The organism is Rhodopseudomonas sp. WA056 (assembly GCF_010906995.1).
GTDB classification, from domain to species: Bacteria; Pseudomonadota; Alphaproteobacteria; order Rhizobiales; family Xanthobacteraceae; genus Rhodopseudomonas; species Rhodopseudomonas palustris_G.
Genome location: NZ_QPFS01000017.1, coordinates 1 through 19,733 on the forward strand (window position 1 = coordinate 1; position 19,733 = coordinate 19,733).

Sequence of the window (19,733 nt, forward strand, 5' to 3'; positions counted from 1 at the left end):
GCTTCAGCGCGCCGTAAGCGGTGATGCCCGAGCACATCAGCGTCGCGGCGACGTTGGTCGGCAGCGGATCGTAGTCGAGCAGATACTTGGCATCCGGTACCAGCACGTGGGTTGCGAAGCCGCCGTCGATCGAAACCCCGAGGAAGCGGTTCTTGGCGCACAGGTTCTCGTCGCCGGCGAGGCAGTCGCGGCATTTGCCGCAGCCGATCCAGGGAAACACCGCCTTCCTGGTGCCGATCAGATCCTGGGGCGCGTCGGGACCGACTTCGGCGACGACGCCGGCGATCTCGTGGCCGAGGGTGAACGGCAGCGTCATGCCGCGGGTGGTATCAAGCTTCTTGCCACCGCCGAGATCGGCATATCCGTCCTGAATGTGCAGGTCGGAATGGCACAGGCCGCAGCGTTCGATCTTCACCAGGACTTCGCGGCCCTGCGGCTTCGGCGCGTCGATGATGGTCTCGCACAGCGGCGCGTCGAATTTCACCAGAGATTGGCGACGCATCTGCGTCATGTCGGGGTTCTCCCTTTCAGGCTTGTGTTTTTGTGGCGCGACTATTGGACAATTCGTTCGCCATGGCAACAAACCCGGAGACCGGCACGGTCTCGGCGCGGCGTGCCGGATCGATCCCGGCAGCGGCCGTGAGCTGGGCCGGATCGACGCCGAGCGACTTGAGGCTCTGACGCAGCATCTTGCGGCGCTGGCCGAACGCAGCGGCCGCGACTTGTTCGAGCGCTGCGCGATCGCACGGCTCCGGCTGCGCGCGCGGCACCAGCCGCACCACCGAGGAAGTCACCTTGGGTGGCGGCACGAAGGCGGATGGCGAAATGTCGAACAGCATTTGCGTTTCTGCGCGCCAGTTCGCCAGCACCGCCAGCCGTCCATAGGCATCGTCGTCCTGATGGGCGACGATGCGCTGCGCGACCTCGCGCTGAAACATCAGCACCATCATCTCGTACCATGGCGGCCACGGCTCGGCGCAAAGCCAGCCGATCAGCAGCGGGGTCGCGATGTTGTAGGGCAGGTTGGCGACGATCCTGGCGCGCTCGCCGTTCAGCATCGGGCGCGGATCGAATTCCATGGCGTCGCCGCTGACGATGTCCAGCCGGCCTGGGTAGTGGGCGGCAATCTCTTCCAGAGCGCCGAGCGCACGCTCGTCGCGTTCGATCGCGATAACGCGCTTGGCGCCGGTCGCCAGCAGTGCGCGAGTCAATCCGCCGGGGCCCGGGCCGATCTCGACCACGGTGACACCGTCCAGCGGTCCGGCGGCCCGCGCGATGCGGGCGGTGAGATTGAGATCGAGCAGGAAGTTCTGGCCGAGCGATTTACGCGCGGCCAGATCGTGTCGCCGGATCACTTCGCGCAGCGGCGGCAGATCGTCGATCGCGCTCATGCTGCTTTGGCCGATGCCATGCGGGCGGCGAGCTTCAGCGCCGCGATCAGGCTCGACGGATCGGCGCGGCCGCTGCCGGCGATGTCGAACGCCGTCCCGTGATCCGGCGAGGTGCGGATGAAGGGAAGGCCGAGCGTGACGTTGACGCCTTCGTCGAACGCGATGGTCTTGATCGGGATCAGCGCTTGGTCGTGATACATGCAGATCGCGCAGTCGTAGGTCTTGCGCGCGGCGGCGTGAAACATGGTGTCGGCGGGGAGTGGACCGCGGGCGTCGATGCCCTCGCGACGCAGAATGTCGACGGCCGGCGCGACGACAGATTGATCCTCGTGGCCCAACGCCCCGTCCTCGCCGGCGTGCGGATTGAGCCCGGCGAGCGCCAGCCGGGGCCGCGCGATGCCGAGCCGGTCGCGGATGTCTCGGGCGACGATCCGCGCGGTCGACACGATCAGTTCGGTGGTGAGCTGGGCGATCGCGTCGCGCAGCGACAGGTGGATCGTGACCGGCACCACGGCGAGCGACGGGCACCACAGCATCATCACCGGCTGCGGCACGACGCCGTCGCGCTTCGCCAGTTCGGCGAGAAATTCCGTATGACCCGGATGGCGGAAGCCGGCCTTGTACAACACGCTCTTGGCGATCGGATTGGTGACGACGGCTGCCGCGCGGCCGTCCCGGACATCGGAGACCGCGTGCTCGATCGATGCGATCGCGGCGGCTGCGCTCGACTCGTCCGGCCTGCCGGGAGCCGCGGTCGCGCGCTGTCCGGTCGCGACCACGGGGAGGGCGTTCGCAAATCCGACGGTGGCATCTTCCGCGGTGACTTCGGCCACAGCGACGTCGAGGCCAAGCACGCTCGCGCGCCTGGAAACGCAGCCGGGATCACCGATCAGATAGAACGGAGGAAGGTCGTGTCGTTCCCGTTGCAGCCACGCCGCCAAGGCGATGTCTGGACCGATCCCCGCGGGCTCGCCGAGCGTCAGCGCCAGTGGTTTCGGCAATCCGGTCAAAGTCGACTCCACGGCGCGGGACGCCGGCTCTCCATGCTGCGACCACGCCGCCCGAACAGGATCAGCGATACTCGATCATCGCGGCTTTGCGCACTTCCTGCAAATAGTCCTTGGACTTCGCCAGGAATTTCTCACCGAACAGCTTCTCGCGGATTTCGCGCTTTCGCGGGGTGTCCGCGGTCGACTGCTTGCGTCCGCACAGCGCCACCATCTCGACGCCCTGTTTGGTGACTTCCGGAGCGGTGAGGTGACCGACAGGCGTCTTGTCGAGGACGTCGCGCAATGCCGGCGGAAGATCGGCGGAGGTCTTGACCACCGTTCCGCGGATCGCGGCATTCGGCATCGCCTTGAAAATCCGGTCGGCCTCTGCACAGCTCGTGATGCGGCCGCGGATCTGCTCCGCCTCCTTGCGGCGGGTATCGAGCGAGCTCGAGCCGGAGCCGCGCGATACGATCATCACGATCGGACGGAGCTGGTACTCGTAGCTTTCGACGGCCTTGGAGTCGTCGTTGCCCTTGAGCTGCGCTTGAATTTCGCGCTCGCTGACCTGCAGGCTGTCCTTGAAGCGGCCACGCACCAGGCTGCCCCAGACCATCTCCGCCTTGATGCGCGACTTCAGCGTATCCGGGCGAATGCCTTGAGCGGCCAGCATATTGGTCATCTGCGCGGTGCTCATCCGCATCCGCGAGGCCATCGTGGCGAACGACGAGTCGATGTCCGAATCGGACGGATTGACGCCGTACTTCTTGCCTTCCTTGATCTTGACCTTCTCGTCGATCAGGTCGTCGAGCACCTGCTGCCGGCTCTCGTTCTTGTGAGACATCCGGTTCAGCTTGGAACGCTGCTCGATATCGAAGTTGGTAATGGGTTCTCCATTGACCATCACCACGATCGATTGAGCCTGCGAGGGCCCGGTTCCAAGACCCAGCGTCGCCGCCGCGCAGCACAGCACCAAGCCGATGATGCGAAGGGAAAGCTTGCTCATCATGAGTCGCGTTTGCCTCTCAGCCGTTCGGGTTAAGGGGGCGCGATCCGGAGATCGGTTCGACCCTGCGCGGCGCGCTATCGGCCGAACCCGCCGCTCGACGCTGCAGACACGCTCTGCTGCATCGACGTCATGCCGATCGTCCTCAGTCCAAGCTGGAGCATGACCGAGTGATTGAGCGTCGGCGTCGTACCGTAGTTGGTGTACGAATAGCCGGTGACGTAGTTCACCGCCAACACGAAGCAATCGTCCACGTAACCGGCGCCGACGATATATTGGTTGATCTTGTTGGCTTCAAGATCCCAGCGCGCGCCGCCGGAGACCACCCAGTTCGACGCGAGCTTGAACGTGCCGGTTCCAAGAATGCCCTGCCGGCGCGTCAGGAAGCCGAGATCGGGCTGGGCGGCGTAGTTGCCGTAGATCATGCTCACCGACCAGCGATTGAAGCTGGCGCTCGCTTCGGCTTCGAAGCGCTCGACGTTGAAGGTCGCTTCATTGAAGCGGGCGCGGGTGGTGAACTTGTAGGTCGAGTTCGGCGAGTAGGACACCCGGCCGACATAGTCGGATTTCGGCTTGGCCAGACCTGAGTCGAGGCCGGTATTGGTGATGTCCGCGACCGCGAACGAATTCAGGCCGAACAATTGATAGGACTGGCCGAACAGCACGTTGACCGAGCCGCCCTGATCGAACTGCGTCGTCGCCTGGACGCCGACATTGGCGCGGCCGCCGCCTTCGACCCGATCGTAACCGGAGAATTTGTCGACGCTGAACAGGTTGCTGGTGTCGAACACCATGGTCTGAGCGTCTTCGTTCGGCAGCTTGCCGGCGTAGGACTCGTTGGGGCGGATGATCACTTGCGCGATCGGCTCGATCGTGGTGGTGCCCCAGGGCTGCACGTTGATGAACGGGTAGCGATATTCCAGACCGACGGTCGGCATCAGCCGCATCGTCTGGGTATCGCCAGGGGTCAGATAGTTCGACACGCCCGGCTGATTGGAGATCGAGGCGTCGATCGCGTCGGCGCGCAGCGACGCGAACGGCGTCCAGATCTGACCATAGGAATCGGTGAACGAGCGCCGCCAGTCGGCCTGCGCGGTCAGCCGGGTATATGTGCCGGGAACGCCGCGCAGCAGGCAGCTCGACGGCAGTCGGGCCGCCGGATCGGCAGAGGTGTTGAGGCACAGTCCGGTGGTGTTCGCGATCGTCGTAACCGGATCGAACTGCGCGGTCTGCCGGCTCAGGCTGGTCAGGTTGAACTTGTAGCTGAACTCGCCGCCGAAGATGTTCTGATCGAGCGTCTTCGAATAGTCGAGCACCGGGTGGATCACCGGGATCTGGCCCTGAATGTCCGCCGCCGCCCAGCCGAGATAGTGGATCGCCCGGATGTCGAAATACGACCGGTTGCCGACGCCGGTCAGATAGATCTGCGACGTCGCCTCGGTGCTTTGGTTGAGGAAGGTGCCCCAACTGTCGCGATACTGCGCCAGACGATAATCGAGGAAGAACGCGCGATCCGACATCAGCACGCCTTCCCAGCCCCACACCCATTTGTCGTTGAGTGCGAACTGGCCCTGGGTATCGACGGCGCCGCGGAGGTCGCGGTTGCCGGGGGCGGTGCCGAACGCGGCGGGATCGGACTGGTTGATGCCGTAAGCGCGGATCTGGTACGAGCCGTCGAGCAGGCGCTGCCGGAACTCGCCCTGCATCAGCACACCCTGCTTGGTGGTGATGCGCGGGGTCAGCGTCAGGTCGTAATCCGGCGCCAGCGCCCAATAGAACGGGATCTCGAATCCGGAGCCGAACGTGGTGTTGCTGGTGTAGAACGGCATCAGGAAGCCGGTCTTGCGCGTTACCGTCGGATCGGGCGTCGACAGGAACGGCAGATACGCCAGCGGGACGCCGAAGAACTCGATCCTGGCATCCTCGAAATACAGCATCTTGTCGGTCTGGTCGTGGATGATCCGCGCGCCCTTGACCTGCCACAGCGGCGGCTTTTTCGGATCGTCCTTGCACGGCGCGCAGGCGGTGTAGACGCCGTTCTGAAACACGTTGTAGTTGCCGTCGGTGCGGTCCGCGCGCGAGGCGGCGATCCGGGTGTCCTGCGCAGTGTCGACGCGCAGCGAGTCGACGAAGCCGTCGCGATAGTCGTCCGACAGATCGAGGAAATTGGCGTAGGTGATCTTGCCGTCCGCATCGGTCATGCGGACGTTGCCCTCGGCGCGCAGCCGCTTGGTATCCTGGTCATAGACCAGCCGATCGGCCTCGACCGTGGTGCCGTTGTAATACATCTGCACGTTGCCGACCGCGGCGACGCGCTTGTTATTGTAGTCGTAATTGACCTCGGTGGCCTGGACCAGCATCTGGCCGTTGTTGGCCGCCGGCGGCGGCTTCGGCCGGGCAGGGCGCGGATTGTAATTGTAGCCCTGGGCCGAGGCGGACTCGATCGCGACCGTCTGCATCGCGCCCGCGAGCGCGATCACCGCGAACGGCGTGAGCAGGGCAGCCGCGACCGCGCGTTCCCGGCGCATCTTCATGCGCCGACGCCGGGTCGACAGCTTTCCTCGGAGGGCGGCCATCGCAGCCACTATCCGTCCTCCTGATAGAGCAAGGCCAAAAATCCGGCGAGGCCGCCCACGCACACGGGCAACCATGCCGCAGCAAGCGGATGCATCAGTTCAGCCTTACTCAAATCCTCGGTCACTTTCGACAGGATATAGAGCAGAAAGCCTGCCGCCACGCCACTCAAAACCATCTTTTGCACGCCACCGAAACGGAAGAATCGCAAGCTGACAGAAGCAGCTAGCATGACCATCGCAGCCAACAAAAACGGCTTTGCCAACAGCTTGTGGTACTGCAGCCGGTAGCCGGCCGTCGCAAATCCGGAGTTTTCCGACGACTTGATGTAAGCCGGAAGTTGCCAAAATGACACACTTTCGGGGGTGGCAAAGCTGTTCCGGACCTGGGCCAGGGTGAGCGAGGTCGGCAGTTCCATGGTATCCTGATCTGTCGGAGCGCTGTCCAGCGTATAGCGCCGTACGCTTTTGAGCAGCCAGTGGCCTGGTTCCAGCACCGCTTCGCGGGCTTCGATTCGGTCCCTGAACTGGAAATTCGGGTCGAACCGGAAAATCGTGATTCCGGTCAGCACGGCTCCCTGCTGCTGGCTGCGGGCCGCGTTGATGATCGCCTGGCCGTCGGGATTGACCTGATTCATCCAGAATCCGTTGGCATCCTGCAGACCGCCGGTATTTTCGCCGAACATTTCGGCTTCCATCTGCTTGGCGCGTTCCTGCATGTGCGCCGACAATGGGTTGAATACCGTGGTCGCGACGATGCCGATCGCGATCGCGCTCCAGAGGGCGGGGGAGATGAACTCCCAGGCGGACAGCCCGGCGGCGCGCGCCACCACCAGTTCGAGGCTGCGCGACAGCGCCAGATAGCAGGTCATACCGCCGATCAGGATGCAGAATGGCAGCAACCGTTCGAGCAGTTGCGGCACCCGGCAGAACGACGCCTGGGCGACGTAGAACGCCGAGACGGCCAGCCCGCCCGCCCTGCGCAGCAGATCGACGTAATCGACAAACACCAGCAGCACGAACAGCCCGAAGAACACCCCGAGCGAGGCGACCACGAAGCGGCGGGCGAAATAGCGCCCAAGCGTGTTGACCACCATCATGCGCCTCGCATCAGGCCGTCGCCGGGCGCCGGATCAACCGGAGCACCGAGGTGTTGACGGCGCGCAGCGCCTCGGTCAGCCGAGCCGGTGGCTCGAGCGCTATGTTGCGTTTGATCAGCCAGAGGCAGATCGCGATCGCCACCGCCAGCAGCAGATATTGCAGGCCCGCGACGTAAGGCGTCTTGTTGGCGATCACCGACAGGGCGAATCCGGCCAGCCGCACCACAAACGCCACCAGCACCGCGCCGATCATCGAAAAATTGCGGCTCTGCCGCGTCGTCCGCGGGAGCCCGAGGAACGCGAACGCCACCGTGGCAAAGAAGAACGGATAGATCGGCGCCAGCAGGCGGTCGTGCATTTCGGACCGGAATTCCGTCGGCAACCTCGCCAGCAGCGGATCGTCGGCCGGCGGGAACAGCAGCTCCCACAGATAGCGCTCGCGGATGCCGTAGGAGACGTCCCGGGCGCGCGAGAATTTGGACATGTCGAAGGCGTAGCGGCTGAACGCCACCAGCGTCGGTTCCTGCTTGCCGGCCTGGAAACGCTCGAGATGACCGTCTTCCAGCACCAGGAACGAGCCTTTCTCGTTCTTCAGGACGGTGCCGTGATCGGCGATGATGCTGATGCGCTCGTTGGGATCGCGGGCGTCGTCGATGAACACGCCGACCAGAATGCCGCCGGGCTGGCGTTCACGGACCCGAATCGTCAATCCTGGCTCGAGCTGGGCGAAGCGTCCGGGCTGCAGCACGTTGGCGAGCACGTCGGCGGTAATTTCGCTGTCCCACCGGGCAATCCGGCGCAGCCCGTCCGGCGCAATATAGGCGCCGATCACCGTCACCAGCGCGGCTACCACCATGGTGGCGTAGAAGAACGGCCGGAACAGCCGAATCGGTGACAGCCCGGCGGCATTCATCACGATGATTTCGGAATCGACGGCGAGCCGGTTCAAGGTGTGCGCCACCGCGATCATCAGCGCGATCGGCGCGATCACCAGCACCAGCACCGGGACGGCGAGGCCGGTCAGGCCCAGAAAGGTGATGATGGTCTGGCCCTGGCTGGTCATCAGGTCGATGCCGCGGAGCGCCTGGGTGATCCAGATCACGCCCGTCAGGCTACCCATCACCACCGCGAACGACACCAGGGTCGTGCGGAAGATATAGCGGTCGATGGAGCCCATCGCTCAGTACGATCCCCTTGAATCCGGATTCTGCGGCCGCCCGGATTCATGATGAATCCTCCCCTGGGCGGAAAGCCCGGCCTTGTCCCAGGTTGCCACTACCATCTGTCTGATCTGTCAACAAAATGGCCGGGCCGCGGCGTGCTGGAGATATGGTTAAAGGTAAGCGACTGTCTCCGGAAGACCACAGTTCGCGCTCGCACGCAACGCTCCGGCAACCGGGCCGGGGCCGCCGGTATCCGCCGGTTCGTCCGGTGACACGCAATCCACTTTCCTGTGAAAGGAGCGAGGCTTCAGATGTTGTCTTGACTCGACGCCTCAACCCTCCAAAACAACGGCTTTGGACCCGCGCCTGCCGGATCGTCTTTGCAGCCGACAGCCTGCCTGAGGAGGAATGCCCATGCCCGACGCCGTCAAGGTCGGTTTCGTCCCGTTTTCTGCGCCCGCGCGCGGCACGCTGATCGTGTTCTGCGACGACGCTCTGAAGTTCGGCGCGGCGGCGACCAAGGCTTTGGGCGCGGCGATCGCCACCGTCAAGCGGGCGGCTGCCACCAGCCAGTTCAAGGGCAAGTCGGGCTCGGTGCTGGACCTGCTGGCGCCGGAGGGGGTGAAGGTCGGCCGGCTGATCGTGATCGGCGCCGGCAAGGTCGCGTCGATCAAGGACCACGATCTGCTGAAACTCGGCGGCACGGTCGCGAGCAAGATCGGCGCCGGCGATCAGGCCGTTACCGTCATCGGTGAACTTCCCGGCGGTGCGATGAAGCCGGAGCAGGCGGCTGTGCTCGCATCGGGCATCCGGCTGCGCGCCTACAAGTTCGACCGTTACAAGACCAAGAAGAAGGACGACGACGCCGGCTCGGTGAACGCCAGCGTCTCGATCGCGATGGCGGATCCGGCGGCGGCCAAGAAGGCGTTCACGCCCGACAGCCATGTCGTTGACGGTGTCATTATCGCCCGCGAGCTCGTCAACGAGCCGCCGAACGTGCTGTATCCGGAAGAGTTCGCCAAGCGCGCGGCGCAGCTCAAGAAGCTCGGCGTGGAAGTGCAGATCCTCGACGTCAAGGCGATGGCCCAGCTCAAAATGGGCGCGCTGCTCGGCGTATCGCAGGGCTCGGCGCACCCGGGCCGCACCGTGATCATGCGCTGGAACGGCGGCAAGAAGGGTGAGCAGCCGATCGCCTTCGTGGGCAAGGGCGTCTGCTTCGACACCGGCGGCATCTCGATCAAGCCGTCGGCCAGCATGGAAGACATGAAGGGCGACATGGGCGGCGCGGCCTGCGTCGTCGGCCTGATGCACGCGCTCGCGGCCCGCAAGGCCAAGGTCAACGCGGTCGGCGCGATCGGCCTGGTCGAGAACATGCCGGACGGCAACGCGCAGCGGCCGGGCGACATCGTCACCTCGATGTCGGGCCAGACCATCGAGATCATCAACACCGACGCCGAGGGCCGTTTGGTGCTGGCCGACGTGCTCTGGTACGTGGCGCAGAAGCACAAGCCGAAATTCATGGTCGACCTGGCGACGCTGACCGGCGCCATCATGGTGGCGCTCGGCACCGAATATGCCGGCCTGTTCTCCAACAACGATCAGCTCGCGGAGCGGCTGACAGCCGTCGGTCAGTCCACCGGCGAGAAGGTGTGGCGGATGCCGCTCGGCCCGGAATACGACAAGCAGATCGATTCCCAGTTCGCCGACATGAAGAACACCGGGTCGCGCAACGGCGGTTCGATCACCGCGGCGCAGTTCCTGCAGCGCTTCGTCGACGGCACGCCGTGGGCGCATCTCGATATCGCCGGCACCGCCATGGGCGCGCCGAAGAACGACATCAATCAGAGCTGGGGTTCGGGTTACGGTGTCCGCCTGCTCAACCAGCTCGTGGCGGAGTACTACGAAGCCAAGAAGTAAGCGCTCGCGATGACCGAAGTGCTGTTCTATCATCTCCAAGGCAGGACCATCGAACAGGTGCTGCCGCCGCTGCTCGAGAAATCACTCGCGCGTGGCTGGCGGGTGGTGGTGCAGTCGGCATCGGAAGAGCGGGCCGATGCCCTCGACAGCCATCTGTGGACCTATCGCGAGGATTCGTTTCTGCCGCACGCCACTTGGCGGGTGGCGGATGCGGCCCAGCAACCGATCCTGCTGACCGCAGGTGACGGCAATCCGAACGGTGCCAAGGTCAGGTTTCTGGTCGACAACGCGGCGCTGCCCGAAGATTCGGACAGCTATGAGCGGATGGTTCTGCTGTTCAACGGCGACGACGACGAGGCGGTGGCGATGGCCCGCGACGCCTGGAAGCAGTGTAAAGCGAGGGCGTTCGACGTCACCTATTGGCAGGCGGACGAGGCCGGCCGCTGGCAGCGGCGGGACTAGGCGAGGGCGGGATGCCGACGCCGCCGCCCGAGGTTGCGGCGAGGTCGTCACGGTGGTGCCGTAAATCGATGATTGGACAAGTGCTTAAGATGTCTATTGGGGCGCGTTCGACCGTGTATCAGAAGTTTTCCTTTCGGCCGTTGTTCGTCACGCTCGCGGTCGCGGGGCCCTTGCTCGCAGGCTGTTCCGGCACGCCGGAATTTTTGTCGCGCGATGCGGAGTGGTTCTCGAAGCCGGGCCGAGTGTTCATCAAGAACATCTCGATCGAGACGCCGCCTCTCACGCCGGACAAGCCGATCACCCCGGACGATCTTGTCAGCGCCGATGGCCGCTGCCCCGGTATGGCGCCCGCGCCGGGTGACCCCAATGCACCGCAGGACGGTCAGGTTACGCCTCTTTCCCAAGGCGGAACGGTCGCCCTCGGCCACACCGAATGCGACGTCGCGCGAGGCCTTGGGGCGCCGGATCACGTGAGCCTTTCGACCAACGAGCGCGGCGACCGTTCGACTGTTCTGACCTACAACCGCGGCCCTCGTCCCGGCATCTACGCCTTCACCGCAGGCCGGTTGACCTCGATCGAGCGCGTTCAGGAGGCTGCGCCGGAGCGCAGGCCGGCGCGAGGCAAGCGCCGCAGCGCTCAATCGGGTTAGAGCGCTTCATCGATTGATTGAAGCGGACTTGGCCTTTGCCAAGGGTGTCCTCATCCTGGGGAGCCCGGCAAAGCCGGGCGTCTCGAAGGATGAGGAGCCGCACGGCTTGCGGCGCATGGTTCGAGACGACGCTTCGCACCTCCTCACCATGAGGTTGTGCCTGTTGTGAGCACTCCGAAGCGCGGTGCCGATTCTATTCAGAATAGAACTGCTGTAGCGGCGTTCAGCTTTGCGCGGCGTCCTGCGCCGCGCTTGCTTCCAGCCATTTCTCTTCTGCGGCCTGCAGTGCGGCCTGCGCATTGGCGCGCGCTGTGCCGAGCTGCGCCGCTTGTTTCGGATCGCGGGTAAAGAGGTCGGGAATCGCCAGCGCCGCATCGATCTTCTCGATGATCGCGGTGATCCGGTCGATTTCGGCTTCGGCTTCGGCGATCTGCTGTTTCAGCGGTGCCGTCTTCTTCGGTTTCGGCTCCGAAGCCTTGGCGCTGCCGTCGTCAACCCTGCGGTCCTTGGTATCGGAAGAGGCGTTTCGCGCCCCGCGGGACGACAGCACGGCGCGACGATATTCGTCGAGGTCGCCGTCGAACTGCTTCACCTTGTGATCGGCCACTACCCACAACCGGTCCGCACAGGCGTCGATCAGATAGCGGTCGTGCGACACCATGATCACCGCGCCGGGGAAGTCGTTGATCGCCTCCGCCAGCGCTGCGCGGCTGTCGATGTCGAGGTGGTTGGTCGGCTCGTCGAGGATGATCATGTTCGGGCCGTAGAAGGTCGCGAGCCCGAGCAGCAGCCGCGCCTTCTCGCCGCCCGACAGGCTCTTGACCAGGGTGTCGGCCGCCTTGCCGGAGAATCCCATGGCGCCGGCGCGCGCCCGGATCTTGCTCTCGGGCGCGTCCGGCATCAGCTTGCGGACGTGATCGTAGGTCGAGCCGTCCTCGTTCAATTCGTCGAGCTGGTGCTGCGCGAAATACGCGATCGATAGTTTGTCCGCGCGCGTCACCGATCCCGAGAACGGCGCCAGCCGGTTCGCCAGCAGCTTGACCAGCGTCGACTTGCCGTTGCCGTTGGCGCCGAGCAGCGCGATCCGGTCGTCCGGATCGATCCGCAGCGTGACGTGGCGCAGCACCGGATGTTTCGGGTCGTAGCCGACCGCGACGTTGTCGACCGCGATGATCGGCGGCGACAACGTTTTCTCAGGGGCCGGGAAGTTGATCTCCGGAGTGTCGTCCGCGACCAGCGGCGCGATCGGCTTCATCTTCTCCAGCATCTTGACGCGCGATTGCGCCTGCCGCGCCTTGGTGGCCTTGGCCTTGAAGCGGTCGACGAAGTCTTGCAGATGCTTGCGCCGCGCTTCGTCACGCTTGGCATTCTTGGCGTCGAGCGCCAGCTTGTTGGCGCGGAAATCCGCGTAGGTCGAGTAGCTGCCGCGGAAGTGGACCAGCCGGCCGCGGTCGAGATGCAGGATCTCGTTGACCGACGTATCGAGCAGGTCGCGATCGTGGCTGATCACGATCACCGTGCGCGGATAGTTGGCGAGATGGTCCTCGAGCCACATCGTGCCTTCGAGGTCGAGATAGTTGGTCGGCTCGTCGAGCAGCAACAGGTCTGGCGCGGCGAACAGCGTCGCGGCCAGCGCCACCCGCATCCGCCAGCCGCCGGAGAACTCCGAACAGGAGCGAGCCTGGTCCGTCGCTGAGAAGCCGAGGCCGCTGAGAATGGCACTTGCGCGCGCCGGGGCCGAGTGCGCGTCGATGTCGACCAGCCGGGTTTGAATGTCGGCGATGCGGTGCGGGTCCTGAGCGGTCTCGGCCTCGTGCAGCAGCGCCGCCCGCTCGACGTCGGCGGCCAGCACCACCTCCAGAAGCGTCTCGGGGCCGTTCGGGGCCTCCTGGGCGAGGCTGCCGATCCGCCAGCGCGGCGGCAGGGTGATGCGGCCGGTCTCGGTGGCCAGTTCGCCGCGGATGGCGCGGAACAGGGTCGATTTGCCGGCGCCGTTACGGCCGATGAAGCCGACGCGCGCGCCGGGGGCGATCTGGACCGAACTCTGGTCGATCAACAGCCGTCCGGCGAGCCGGATCGAAATGTCGGTAAGCGTGAGCATGGCGCGTTTTGGCCGGGTCGGGCCGCAAAGGCAACCGGATCGAGTGGGCGGGGGGCGATGAATCGCGACCCGCAGCTTGCCGGAGCGCGGCGGCGTGGATATAAGCCCGGCAACTCCTCCCACCCTTATTCAAGGACATTCCATGGCGATCGAACGGACTTTCTCGATTCTCAAGCCCGATGCGACCGAGCGCAACATCACCGGCGCGATCAACGCGCTGATCGAACAGGCCGGTCTGCGGATCGTCGCCCAGAAGCGGATCCGCATGACCCGCGAGCAGGCTGAGACCTTCTATGCGGTGCACAAGGAACGCCCGTTCTTTGGTGAGCTGGTCGACTTCATGATCTCCGGCCCGGTCGTGGTTCAGGTGCTCGAAGGCGAGGGCGCGATCGCCAAGTACCGCGACGTGATGGGCGCGACCGATCCGTCGAAGGCGGCTGACGGCACCATCCGCAAGGCGCACGCCAAGTCGATCGGCGAGAACTCGGTGCACGGTTCGGACGCGGCGGAAACCGCCAAGATCGAGATCGCCCAGTTCTTCTCCGGCAACGAAATCGTCGGCTAAGCATTACCACGTCGGACGTTCCCGGCCGCTGATCATCGGCGGCCGCGGGACCCCGGCGACATCGGGGAAAGACCGTGGACTGGGTGCTGCACGTCTTCGACCCCGCGACCTTCTGGTCGATCGTCGCGCAATTCAAGAGCGACGTTCAGCAGCCCGAATTCTGGATTTCCGTCGGCAAGATCATCTGGATCAACGTGCTGTTGTCGGGCGACAACGCGCTGGTGATCGCGCTCGCCTGCCGCGGGCTCAAGCCGCATCATCGGCTGTGGGGCATGGTGCTCGGTGCCGGCGCCGCCGTCATGCTGCGCATCATTTTCACCGGCATCGTCGCCACCCTGATGGAGTGGCCGTACCTCAAGCTGGTCGGCGGATTGGCGCTGCTGGTGATCGCCGCCAAGCTGGTGGTTCCTGACAACGAAGACGAAGACAGCGTTCGAGCCGCTTCGCATCTGCTGCACGCGGTCCAGATCGTGGTCGTGGCCGACATCGTCATGAGCCTCGACAACGTCATCGCCGTTGCTGCGGCTGCTGACGGCAATGTGGTCCTGCTGATCCTCGGACTCGCGATCAGCGTCCCGCTGATCGTGGCAGGGGCAGCGCTGATCCTGATGGTGCTGGAGAAACTGCCGGTCCTGGTGTGGGCGGGGGCGGCGCTGCTCGGCTGGATCGCCGGGCAGGTGATCGCCACCGATGCCGCCGCACTTCCGTTCGTGCACAAGCTCGATGCACCGATCGGCACTCAGCTCGATGCGCTGTTCGGCATGATGGGAATGTACACGCATCTCGCCGGCAACGGCACCGTCGGCGAACATTTGTTCGCGGTGTCCGGCGCCGTTGTCGTTCTGATTGCGGGATCGATCTGGCGAAGTCGGCAGTCGGCTGCGCAGAGCGCCTGACCGCGGTCTGCGGTTGCCGGATAAAAAAAAGCGAGCCGGGCTGGCTCGCTTCATCCTTGGAACGTGAGACGAGGGGTGCCGTCAGGCCGTCCCGGCAATCACGCCGTGGCTGTGATCAGCTCCATTGTGGCCGCCGCACTCCACGGTGCGGGTGCGATCGTAGGCTTCACGGACGATGTGGTAGCAGTCGCAGGTCCGGTTCTCCAGCGCTTGGCGATCGACGATCCGCACCGCTCCGCGCCGCTTCTCGACCACGCCTTCCGCCTCGAGCTGAAGCAGCGCATTGGTGATGCTGGCGCGCCGAACGCCCATACTGGCGGCGAGCAGCTCGTGCGTGATGTACAGCACGTCGCTCTGAATGCGATCGTTCGCCAACAGCAGCCAACGCGCCAGGCGCTGATTGATCTCGTGCTTCGCCGCGCACAGCACGCTCTGCGTATTCTGGGCGATCAGCGCCGGCACATAGCGAAGCATCTCTTCGCGGATCTGCGGCCGGTCAGCGATCACCCGGGCCAGATCATCGGCTTCGATCCTGAGCGCAGTCCCCGGCATGCACACCACCGACCGCTGCGACGAGACCTCTGCGCCCAGAACCAGCGGCACGCCGACATAGCCGAAGTAGCCGACCATGGCCGTCTCGACGAAATCGGTGCGGGTTCCAGAAAGGTGCGACACGAGGCCGTCTTCGATGAAGTGCACGCATTCGACGCGGCGGTTGGCTTCCTGCAGCACGGCACGCCCACGAAACTCGACGGGCCGGAGCAAAGGCTTGAGCGCTTCGAAATCGTCCGGTGCAAGTTGTGCCAGAACTCGATTTCTCACTACAGGAGAGCTTGCTTGAAGATCGTTCGCCAAGATCTGAACGGCTCCTTGGTGGTGTTGTTTCTGCTTTGGAACCGAGTCCTCTCGGCCCGAAGGGAGCTTACCGGACAGAGGCGGGGGTGGCCACGTTCGAAAGTGTCCTAAATTGTCGCATCCTTGCCGCGATAACGGCACAGTTCGGCGGTGCAGCAAATCTTGTCAGCAGAGACGCAGAGCATCTGTAGTCGAAACAGGCAGCCGTCTGCCGACCGAACTACGCTTTGCTATAGATTGCAGCGCGGATTGCTTCGGAACTGATCAGTCTCGCTGCGTACTACGCGATCTCTGTCAGTTGCATCGTGCGAGGCTTGCTATACCACAAATTTCGTGTTGCAATTGATGCGCAATCGGATCTGGCCCCCTCGGCTTTATGTTTCGCGACTGGGAAATCGATAACGCATTGGGTTCGCCGTTTGTGGCGTGGCACGCGGGCAGCGTGCCGCGTCTTTTTTGTATCTAGATCGGGAGGCAGGCGATGCAAAAGGGCACCGTCAAATGGTTCAACCCCACTAAGGGGTATGGCTTCATCCGTCCGACCACGGGCGACAAGGACGTCTTCGTCCATATTTCAGCGGTCGAGCGTGCTGGGCTGAGCACGCTCAACGAGAACCAGGCGATCGAGTACGATCTGGTCGAGAACCGTGGGCGCACGTCGGCGGAGAACCTGAAGATCTCCTAATCTGAAACGCCGCTGTTGTCGGACTGCCCCCGGTCGAAAGCCGGGGGAACTTCGTGTATCCGATCACTCTGCCGCGGGCGAGATCAGCCTTCGCGCCGGAGCGTTGGGGGCCGACGTCCGGCACAGATCGCCGTCGAACCGCAGCAGGCCCTCAGCCAGCAGCCGCAGCGCTTCCGGGTAGATGCGATGCTCGACCGACAGCACACGCGCAGCCAGCGTGTCCGGCGTGTCGTCGTCCTGCACCGGTACCGCGCCCTGCACGATGATCGGGCCGGCGTCGGTGTCGGGCGTGACGAAGTGCACGGTGGCGCCGGAGATCTTCACGCCAGCGCGCAGCGCCTGTCCGTGCGGATCGAGACCGGGGAACGACGGCAGCAAGGACGGATGGATGTTCAGCATCCGGCCGTACCAACGCTGCGCGAATTCGGCGGTGAACAGCCGCATGAAGCCGCCGAGGCAGATCAGCTCGATTCCCCGTGCGTCGAGTTCAGCCTGCAGCACCGCTTCGAAGCCGGCTCGGTCCTTGCCGAACGGCTTGCTTTCGATCACCACGGTGGCGATGCCGCTTCGTTCGGCGATCGCAAGACCGCCAGCGGTGGCCACGTTGGAGATCACCACAGCGATTTCGGCTGGAAACCCGTCCTCAGCGGCGGCGTCGATCAGCGCGGCCATGTTGGAGCCGCGTCCGGAAATCAGGATGGCAACGCGGGGCTTCATCGCGGAACTCACAGGGCGAGATCGAGGTGGCCGTCATAGACCACCCGCTGCTCGCCCTTGGCGGCAATCACCTGGCCGAGCAGATGCACGCTCTCGCCGCTTGCGGTCAGGCGTTCGATGACCTCGTCGGTCGCGTCCGCCTTGACGATCGCGATCATGCCGATGCCGCAATTGAAGGTGCGCAGCAGCTCGAGCTCGGCGATCCCGCCTTGCTCGGCGAGCCATTTGAACACCGGCAGAACCGGAATCCGCGGCAGGTCGATGCCGACGCCGAGATGCTTCGGCAGCACCCGCGGGATGTTCTCGGTGAAGCCGCCGCCGGTGATGTGGGCGAGGCCCTTGATCGCGCCGGTGTCGCGGATCGCCTGCAGGCACGACTTCACATAGAGCTTGGTCGGCGCCAGAAGCGCACCGCCGAGCGTCATCACCGGCGAGAACGGCGCCGGCGCATCGTAGGGCAGGCCGGATTTCTCGACGATCTTGCGGACCAGCGAGAAGCCGTTGGAATGGACGCCGGAAGACGCCAGTCCGATCACCACGTCGCCCTCGGCGATATCCTTGGCGGGCAGCAGCGTGCCGCGCTCGGCGGCTCCGACCGCAAAGCCGGCGAGATCGTAGTCGCCGTCCTTGTAGAGGCCCGGCATTTCGGCGGTCTCGCCGCCGATCAGCGCACAACCGGATTCCCGGCAGGCTTCCGCCACGCCGGCGACGATCTCAGCGGCCGCGACCGGATCGAGCTTGCCGCAGGCGAAGTAATCGAGAAAGAACAGCGGCTCGGCGCCCTGCACGACGAGGTCGTTGACCGACATCGCCACCAGGTCGATGCCGATGCCGGTGTGCAGGCCGGCGTCGATCGCCACCTTGATCTTGGTGCCGACGCCGTCGGTCGCCGCGACCAGCACCGGATCCTTGAAGCCGGCCGCCTTCAGATCGAACAGTCCGCCGAATCCGCCGATTTCGGAGTCCGCTCCGGCGCGTGCGGTCGCGCGCACCATCGGCTTGATCAGATCGACCAGCCGGTTGCCCGCATCGATGTCGACGCCGGAGTCGGCGTAGGTGAGGCCGTGCTTCCGCTCGGTCATGCCCGGTTTCCCAATTCAAGCTGTGCGGCACCCGGGCGACATCGCCAGGGCGAAGCCGCCGTCGTTCCACCAAACGCGAGGACGCTAGACCTAAGTCCCGCTTGTCCGCGCCCGGCCGATGTTTTGGGGTGGTTACGTCGGATTCCGCCAGCGTGCAATGGCTCGCAAGGGGGCCCAGCATGGTCTATGTAGAAAACCAGCCCGCTCCATCGACGAAAGTCGAGATTCTTCGGCGGATTTGGGCCGGAAGTCGGGAGCGTTGTGTGAGCATTCCGAACATCATTACGCTCTGCCGCATTCTGCTGGTGCCGGTCGTGGTCTGGGCGATCGCGTCGAATGAAATGGAGATCGCTTTCGCGGTGTTCGTGGTGGCCGGCGTCAGCGACGCGGTCGACGGATTCCTGGCCAAGCGGTTCAACATGGCCAGCGAGCTGGGCGCGCTGCTCGATCCGCTCGCCGACAAGGCCCTGCTGGTCTCGATCTACGTCTCGCTCGGGATCTGGGGCGCGATCCCGCGCTGGCTGGTCATTCTGGTGGTGTCGCGCGACATCATGATCGTCGGTGCGGTGATGATCTCCTGGGTGTTCGGCCGTCCGATCCCGATGAAGCCGCTGATGGTTTCCAAGCTGAACACTGTCGCCCAGGTGTCGTTCGCCGCACTGGTGCTTGGGGCGCTGGCCTTCGCCTTCGAGCCGGCGCCGTACGACCTGCTGCTGATGGCGGCGGTGACCGTCTTGACCTTGCTTTCCGTCTCCCTCTATCTCGTCGAATGGATGCGGCACATGAGCACGATCGAGCCAGGCCGTTGACCGCGGCGGCCGGCCGCGTTTTCGGGCCGGCATGGAGCGCCCTGTGGCAGTTCGCGTTGAACCTCGACAACTAGCTCTCGATCTGCCGCACGCCGAAAGCCTGTCGCGCGAGGATTTTCTGGAAGGCTCGGCCAACACCGCGGCGCTCTCTTTGATCGAGAGTTGGCCGGACTGGCCCAACCGTATCATGATGCTGGTGGGCCCCGAGGGGAGCGGCAAGAGCCATCTGGCCGCGATCTGGGCCGAACTCGCCGGGGCGCGGTCGACCGCGGCGCAGGCGTTGAATGCGGCGGCGGTGCCCGGCGCGCTGGCGACCGGCGCGGTGGTCGTCGAAGACCTTGCGCCGGGCAGCTTCGACGAACGAGCGCTGTTCCACCTGATCAACATGGCCCGCGAAGACGAAGCCTATGTGCTGTTCACCGGCCGCCTCGCGCCTTCGGCCTTTCCGGTGGAGTTGCGCGACCTGAAGTCGCGGTTGCGTGCGGTGCCTGTGGTCTCGCTACTGCCGCCCGACGATGCGCTGTTTCGTGCCCTGATCGTCAAGTTCTGCGCCGACCGGCAGATGTGCATCGACGCCGGTCTGGTCGGCTATCTGGCCAACCGGATCGACCGTTCGTTCGTCGCGGCACGGCGCGTGGTCGAGAAACTCGACACCATGGCGCTGCGGCTCGGCCGGCCTGTGACACGGGCACTGGCGTCCGAGATTCTGCGCGACGATTGAGCGGCCTGCGGCAATGATGCCGCCAGCGCGCCGCTTGACGGCTTCTGTGCC

General features: G+C 64.8%; 19 protein-coding genes. 8 read left to right on the plus strand and 11 right to left on the minus strand.

The window, feature by feature from the left end; genetic code table 11:
* From DU475_RS05680 to lptF, 7 genes are all read right to left on the minus strand, one after another.
* The coding region (locus DU475_RS05680; protein ID WP_164631164.1) for an alcohol dehydrogenase catalytic domain-containing protein at nt 1-511 on the minus strand (511 nt) is incomplete at its 3' end.
* Nucleotides 512-527: 16 nt separating this feature from the next.
* Complete coding sequence (rsmA, locus tag DU475_RS05685) at nt 528-1,391, minus strand: 16S rRNA (adenine(1518)-N(6)/adenine(1519)-N(6))-dimethyltransferase RsmA (RefSeq protein WP_164631167.1); 864 nt, start codon at nt 1,389-1,391, stop codon at nt 528-530.
* Nucleotides 1,388-2,401, minus strand: a complete 1,014-nt coding sequence (gene pdxA, locus DU475_RS05690) for a 4-hydroxythreonine-4-phosphate dehydrogenase PdxA (RefSeq protein WP_164631169.1) — start codon at nt 2,399-2,401, stop codon at nt 1,388-1,390. The genes rsmA and pdxA overlap by 4 nt, the downstream gene beginning before the upstream one ends.
* Nucleotides 2,402-2,462: 61 nt before the next feature.
* The gene (locus DU475_RS05695) at nt 2,463-3,389 is read right to left on the minus strand and encodes a SurA N-terminal domain-containing protein (RefSeq protein ID WP_013502082.1); all 927 of its coding nucleotides are present in this window, start codon (nt 3,387-3,389) and stop codon (nt 2,463-2,465) included.
* A gap of 74 nt (nt 3,390-3,463) precedes the next feature.
* Nucleotides 3,464-5,971, minus strand: a complete 2,508-nt coding sequence (locus tag DU475_RS05700) for an LPS-assembly protein LptD (protein WP_164631172.1) — start codon at nt 5,969-5,971, stop codon at nt 3,464-3,466.
* Entirely contained in the window at nt 5,971-7,056 is a 1,086-nt protein-coding gene (lptG, locus tag DU475_RS05705; protein WP_047307120.1) for an LPS export ABC transporter permease LptG, read from the minus strand. The genes DU475_RS05700 and lptG overlap by 1 nt, the downstream gene beginning before the upstream one ends.
* Before the next feature lie 13 nt (nt 7,057-7,069).
* Nucleotides 7,070-8,236, minus strand: a complete 1,167-nt coding sequence (gene lptF / locus DU475_RS05710) for an LPS export ABC transporter permease LptF (RefSeq protein ID WP_164631174.1) — start codon at nt 8,234-8,236, stop codon at nt 7,070-7,072.
* Nucleotides 8,237-8,636: 400 nt separating this feature from the next.
* Between lptF and DU475_RS05715 the strand changes: the two genes are divergently transcribed.
* From DU475_RS05715 to DU475_RS05725, 3 genes are all read left to right on the plus strand, one after another.
* Nucleotides 8,637-10,139: a leucyl aminopeptidase gene (locus DU475_RS05715; protein WP_164631176.1), complete on the plus strand. Its 1,503-nt coding sequence runs from the start codon at nt 8,637-8,639 to the stop codon at nt 10,137-10,139.
* 9 nt (nt 10,140-10,148) lie between these two features.
* Complete coding sequence (locus tag DU475_RS05720; protein WP_164631178.1) at nt 10,149-10,601, plus strand: DNA polymerase III subunit chi; 453 nt, start codon at nt 10,149-10,151, stop codon at nt 10,599-10,601.
* 113 nt (nt 10,602-10,714) lie between these two features.
* On the plus strand, nt 10,715-11,251 hold the full coding sequence (locus DU475_RS05725; RefSeq protein WP_041807242.1) for a hypothetical protein: 537 nt from the start codon (nt 10,715-10,717) through the stop codon (nt 11,249-11,251).
* A gap of 223 nt (nt 11,252-11,474) precedes the next feature.
* Here the strand turns inward: DU475_RS05725 and DU475_RS05730 are convergent, their stop codons facing one another.
* Entirely contained in the window at nt 11,475-13,352 is a 1,878-nt protein-coding gene (locus tag DU475_RS05730; protein ID WP_164631180.1) for an ABC-F family ATP-binding cassette domain-containing protein, read from the minus strand.
* Between the two features lie 142 nt (nt 13,353-13,494).
* On the opposite strand from DU475_RS05730, the gene ndk reads away from it, so the two are divergent.
* Nucleotides 13,495-13,917, plus strand: coding sequence for a nucleoside-diphosphate kinase (gene ndk / locus DU475_RS05735; protein ID WP_013502090.1), 423 nt, complete (start codon nt 13,495-13,497; stop codon nt 13,915-13,917).
* A 74-nt stretch (nt 13,918-13,991) separates the two neighbouring features.
* A complete protein-coding gene (locus DU475_RS05740; protein WP_013502091.1) occupies nt 13,992-14,813 on the plus strand; it encodes a TerC family protein in 822 nt (273 codons plus the stop codon).
* Nucleotides 14,814-14,894: 81 nt separating this feature from the next.
* On the opposite strand, the gene DU475_RS05745 is transcribed toward DU475_RS05740, so the two are convergent.
* Complete coding sequence (locus tag DU475_RS05745) at nt 14,895-15,668, minus strand: Crp/Fnr family transcriptional regulator (RefSeq protein ID WP_013502092.1); 774 nt, start codon at nt 15,666-15,668, stop codon at nt 14,895-14,897.
* Between the two features lie 481 nt (nt 15,669-16,149).
* On the opposite strand from DU475_RS05745, the gene DU475_RS05750 reads away from it, so the two are divergent.
* Nucleotides 16,150-16,353 (plus strand): cold-shock protein, encoded by a 204-nt coding sequence (locus DU475_RS05750; RefSeq protein WP_013502093.1) that lies wholly within the window; start codon nt 16,150-16,152, stop codon nt 16,351-16,353.
* A 63-nt stretch (nt 16,354-16,416) separates the two neighbouring features.
* Here the strand turns inward: DU475_RS05750 and purN are convergent, their stop codons facing one another.
* Entirely contained in the window at nt 16,417-17,070 is a 654-nt protein-coding gene (purN, locus tag DU475_RS05755; protein ID WP_164631182.1) for a phosphoribosylglycinamide formyltransferase, read from the minus strand.
* 8 nt (nt 17,071-17,078) lie between these two features.
* Entirely contained in the window at nt 17,079-18,152 is a 1,074-nt protein-coding gene (gene purM / locus DU475_RS05760) for a phosphoribosylformylglycinamidine cyclo-ligase (protein WP_013502095.1), read from the minus strand.
* Between the two features lie 263 nt (nt 18,153-18,415).
* Here purM and DU475_RS05765 point away from each other — a divergent pair, with 263 nt between their 5' ends.
* Nucleotides 18,416-18,961 carry a CDP-alcohol phosphatidyltransferase family protein gene (locus DU475_RS05765; RefSeq protein WP_013502096.1) on the plus strand — a complete coding sequence of 182 codons (546 nt, stop codon included), beginning with the start codon at nt 18,416-18,418 and terminating at the stop codon, nt 18,959-18,961.
* A gap of 43 nt (nt 18,962-19,004) precedes the next feature.
* Entirely contained in the window at nt 19,005-19,682 is a 678-nt protein-coding gene (locus DU475_RS05770) for a P-loop NTPase family protein (protein WP_013502097.1), read from the plus strand.
* Nucleotides 19,683-19,733 lie beyond the last annotated feature (51 nt).

Excerpts from the sequence above, each read along its gene's own strand:
- lptG (WP_047307120.1), bottom strand. The coding sequence starts at position 7,056 with ATGGTGGTCAACACGCTTGGGCGCTATTTCGCCCGCCGCTTCGTGGTC.
- DU475_RS05695 (WP_013502082.1), bottom strand. The coding sequence starts at position 3,389 with ATGATGAGCAAGCTTTCCCTTCGCATCATCGGCTTGGTGCTGTGCTGC.
- rsmA (WP_164631167.1), bottom strand. The coding sequence starts at position 1,391 with ATGAGCGCGATCGACGATCTGCCGCCGCTGCGCGAAGTGATCCGGCGA.
- lptF (WP_164631174.1), bottom strand. The coding sequence starts at position 8,236 with ATGGGCTCCATCGACCGCTATATCTTCCGCACGACCCTGGTGTCGTTC.
- DU475_RS05730 (WP_164631180.1), bottom strand. The coding sequence starts at position 13,352 with ATGCTCACGCTTACCGACATTTCGATCCGGCTCGCCGGACGGCTGTTG.
- purN (WP_164631182.1), bottom strand. The coding sequence starts at position 17,070 with ATGAAGCCCCGCGTTGCCATCCTGATTTCCGGACGCGGCTCCAACATG.
- DU475_RS05715 (WP_164631176.1), top strand. The coding sequence starts at position 8,637 with ATGCCCGACGCCGTCAAGGTCGGTTTCGTCCCGTTTTCTGCGCCCGCG.
- ndk (WP_013502090.1), top strand. The coding sequence starts at position 13,495 with ATGGCGATCGAACGGACTTTCTCGATTCTCAAGCCCGATGCGACCGAG.
- DU475_RS05750 (WP_013502093.1), top strand. The coding sequence starts at position 16,150 with ATGCAAAAGGGCACCGTCAAATGGTTCAACCCCACTAAGGGGTATGGC.
- purM (WP_013502095.1), bottom strand. The coding sequence starts at position 18,152 with ATGACCGAGCGGAAGCACGGCCTCACCTACGCCGACTCCGGCGTCGAC.
- DU475_RS05720 (WP_164631178.1), top strand. The coding sequence starts at position 10,149 with ATGACCGAAGTGCTGTTCTATCATCTCCAAGGCAGGACCATCGAACAG.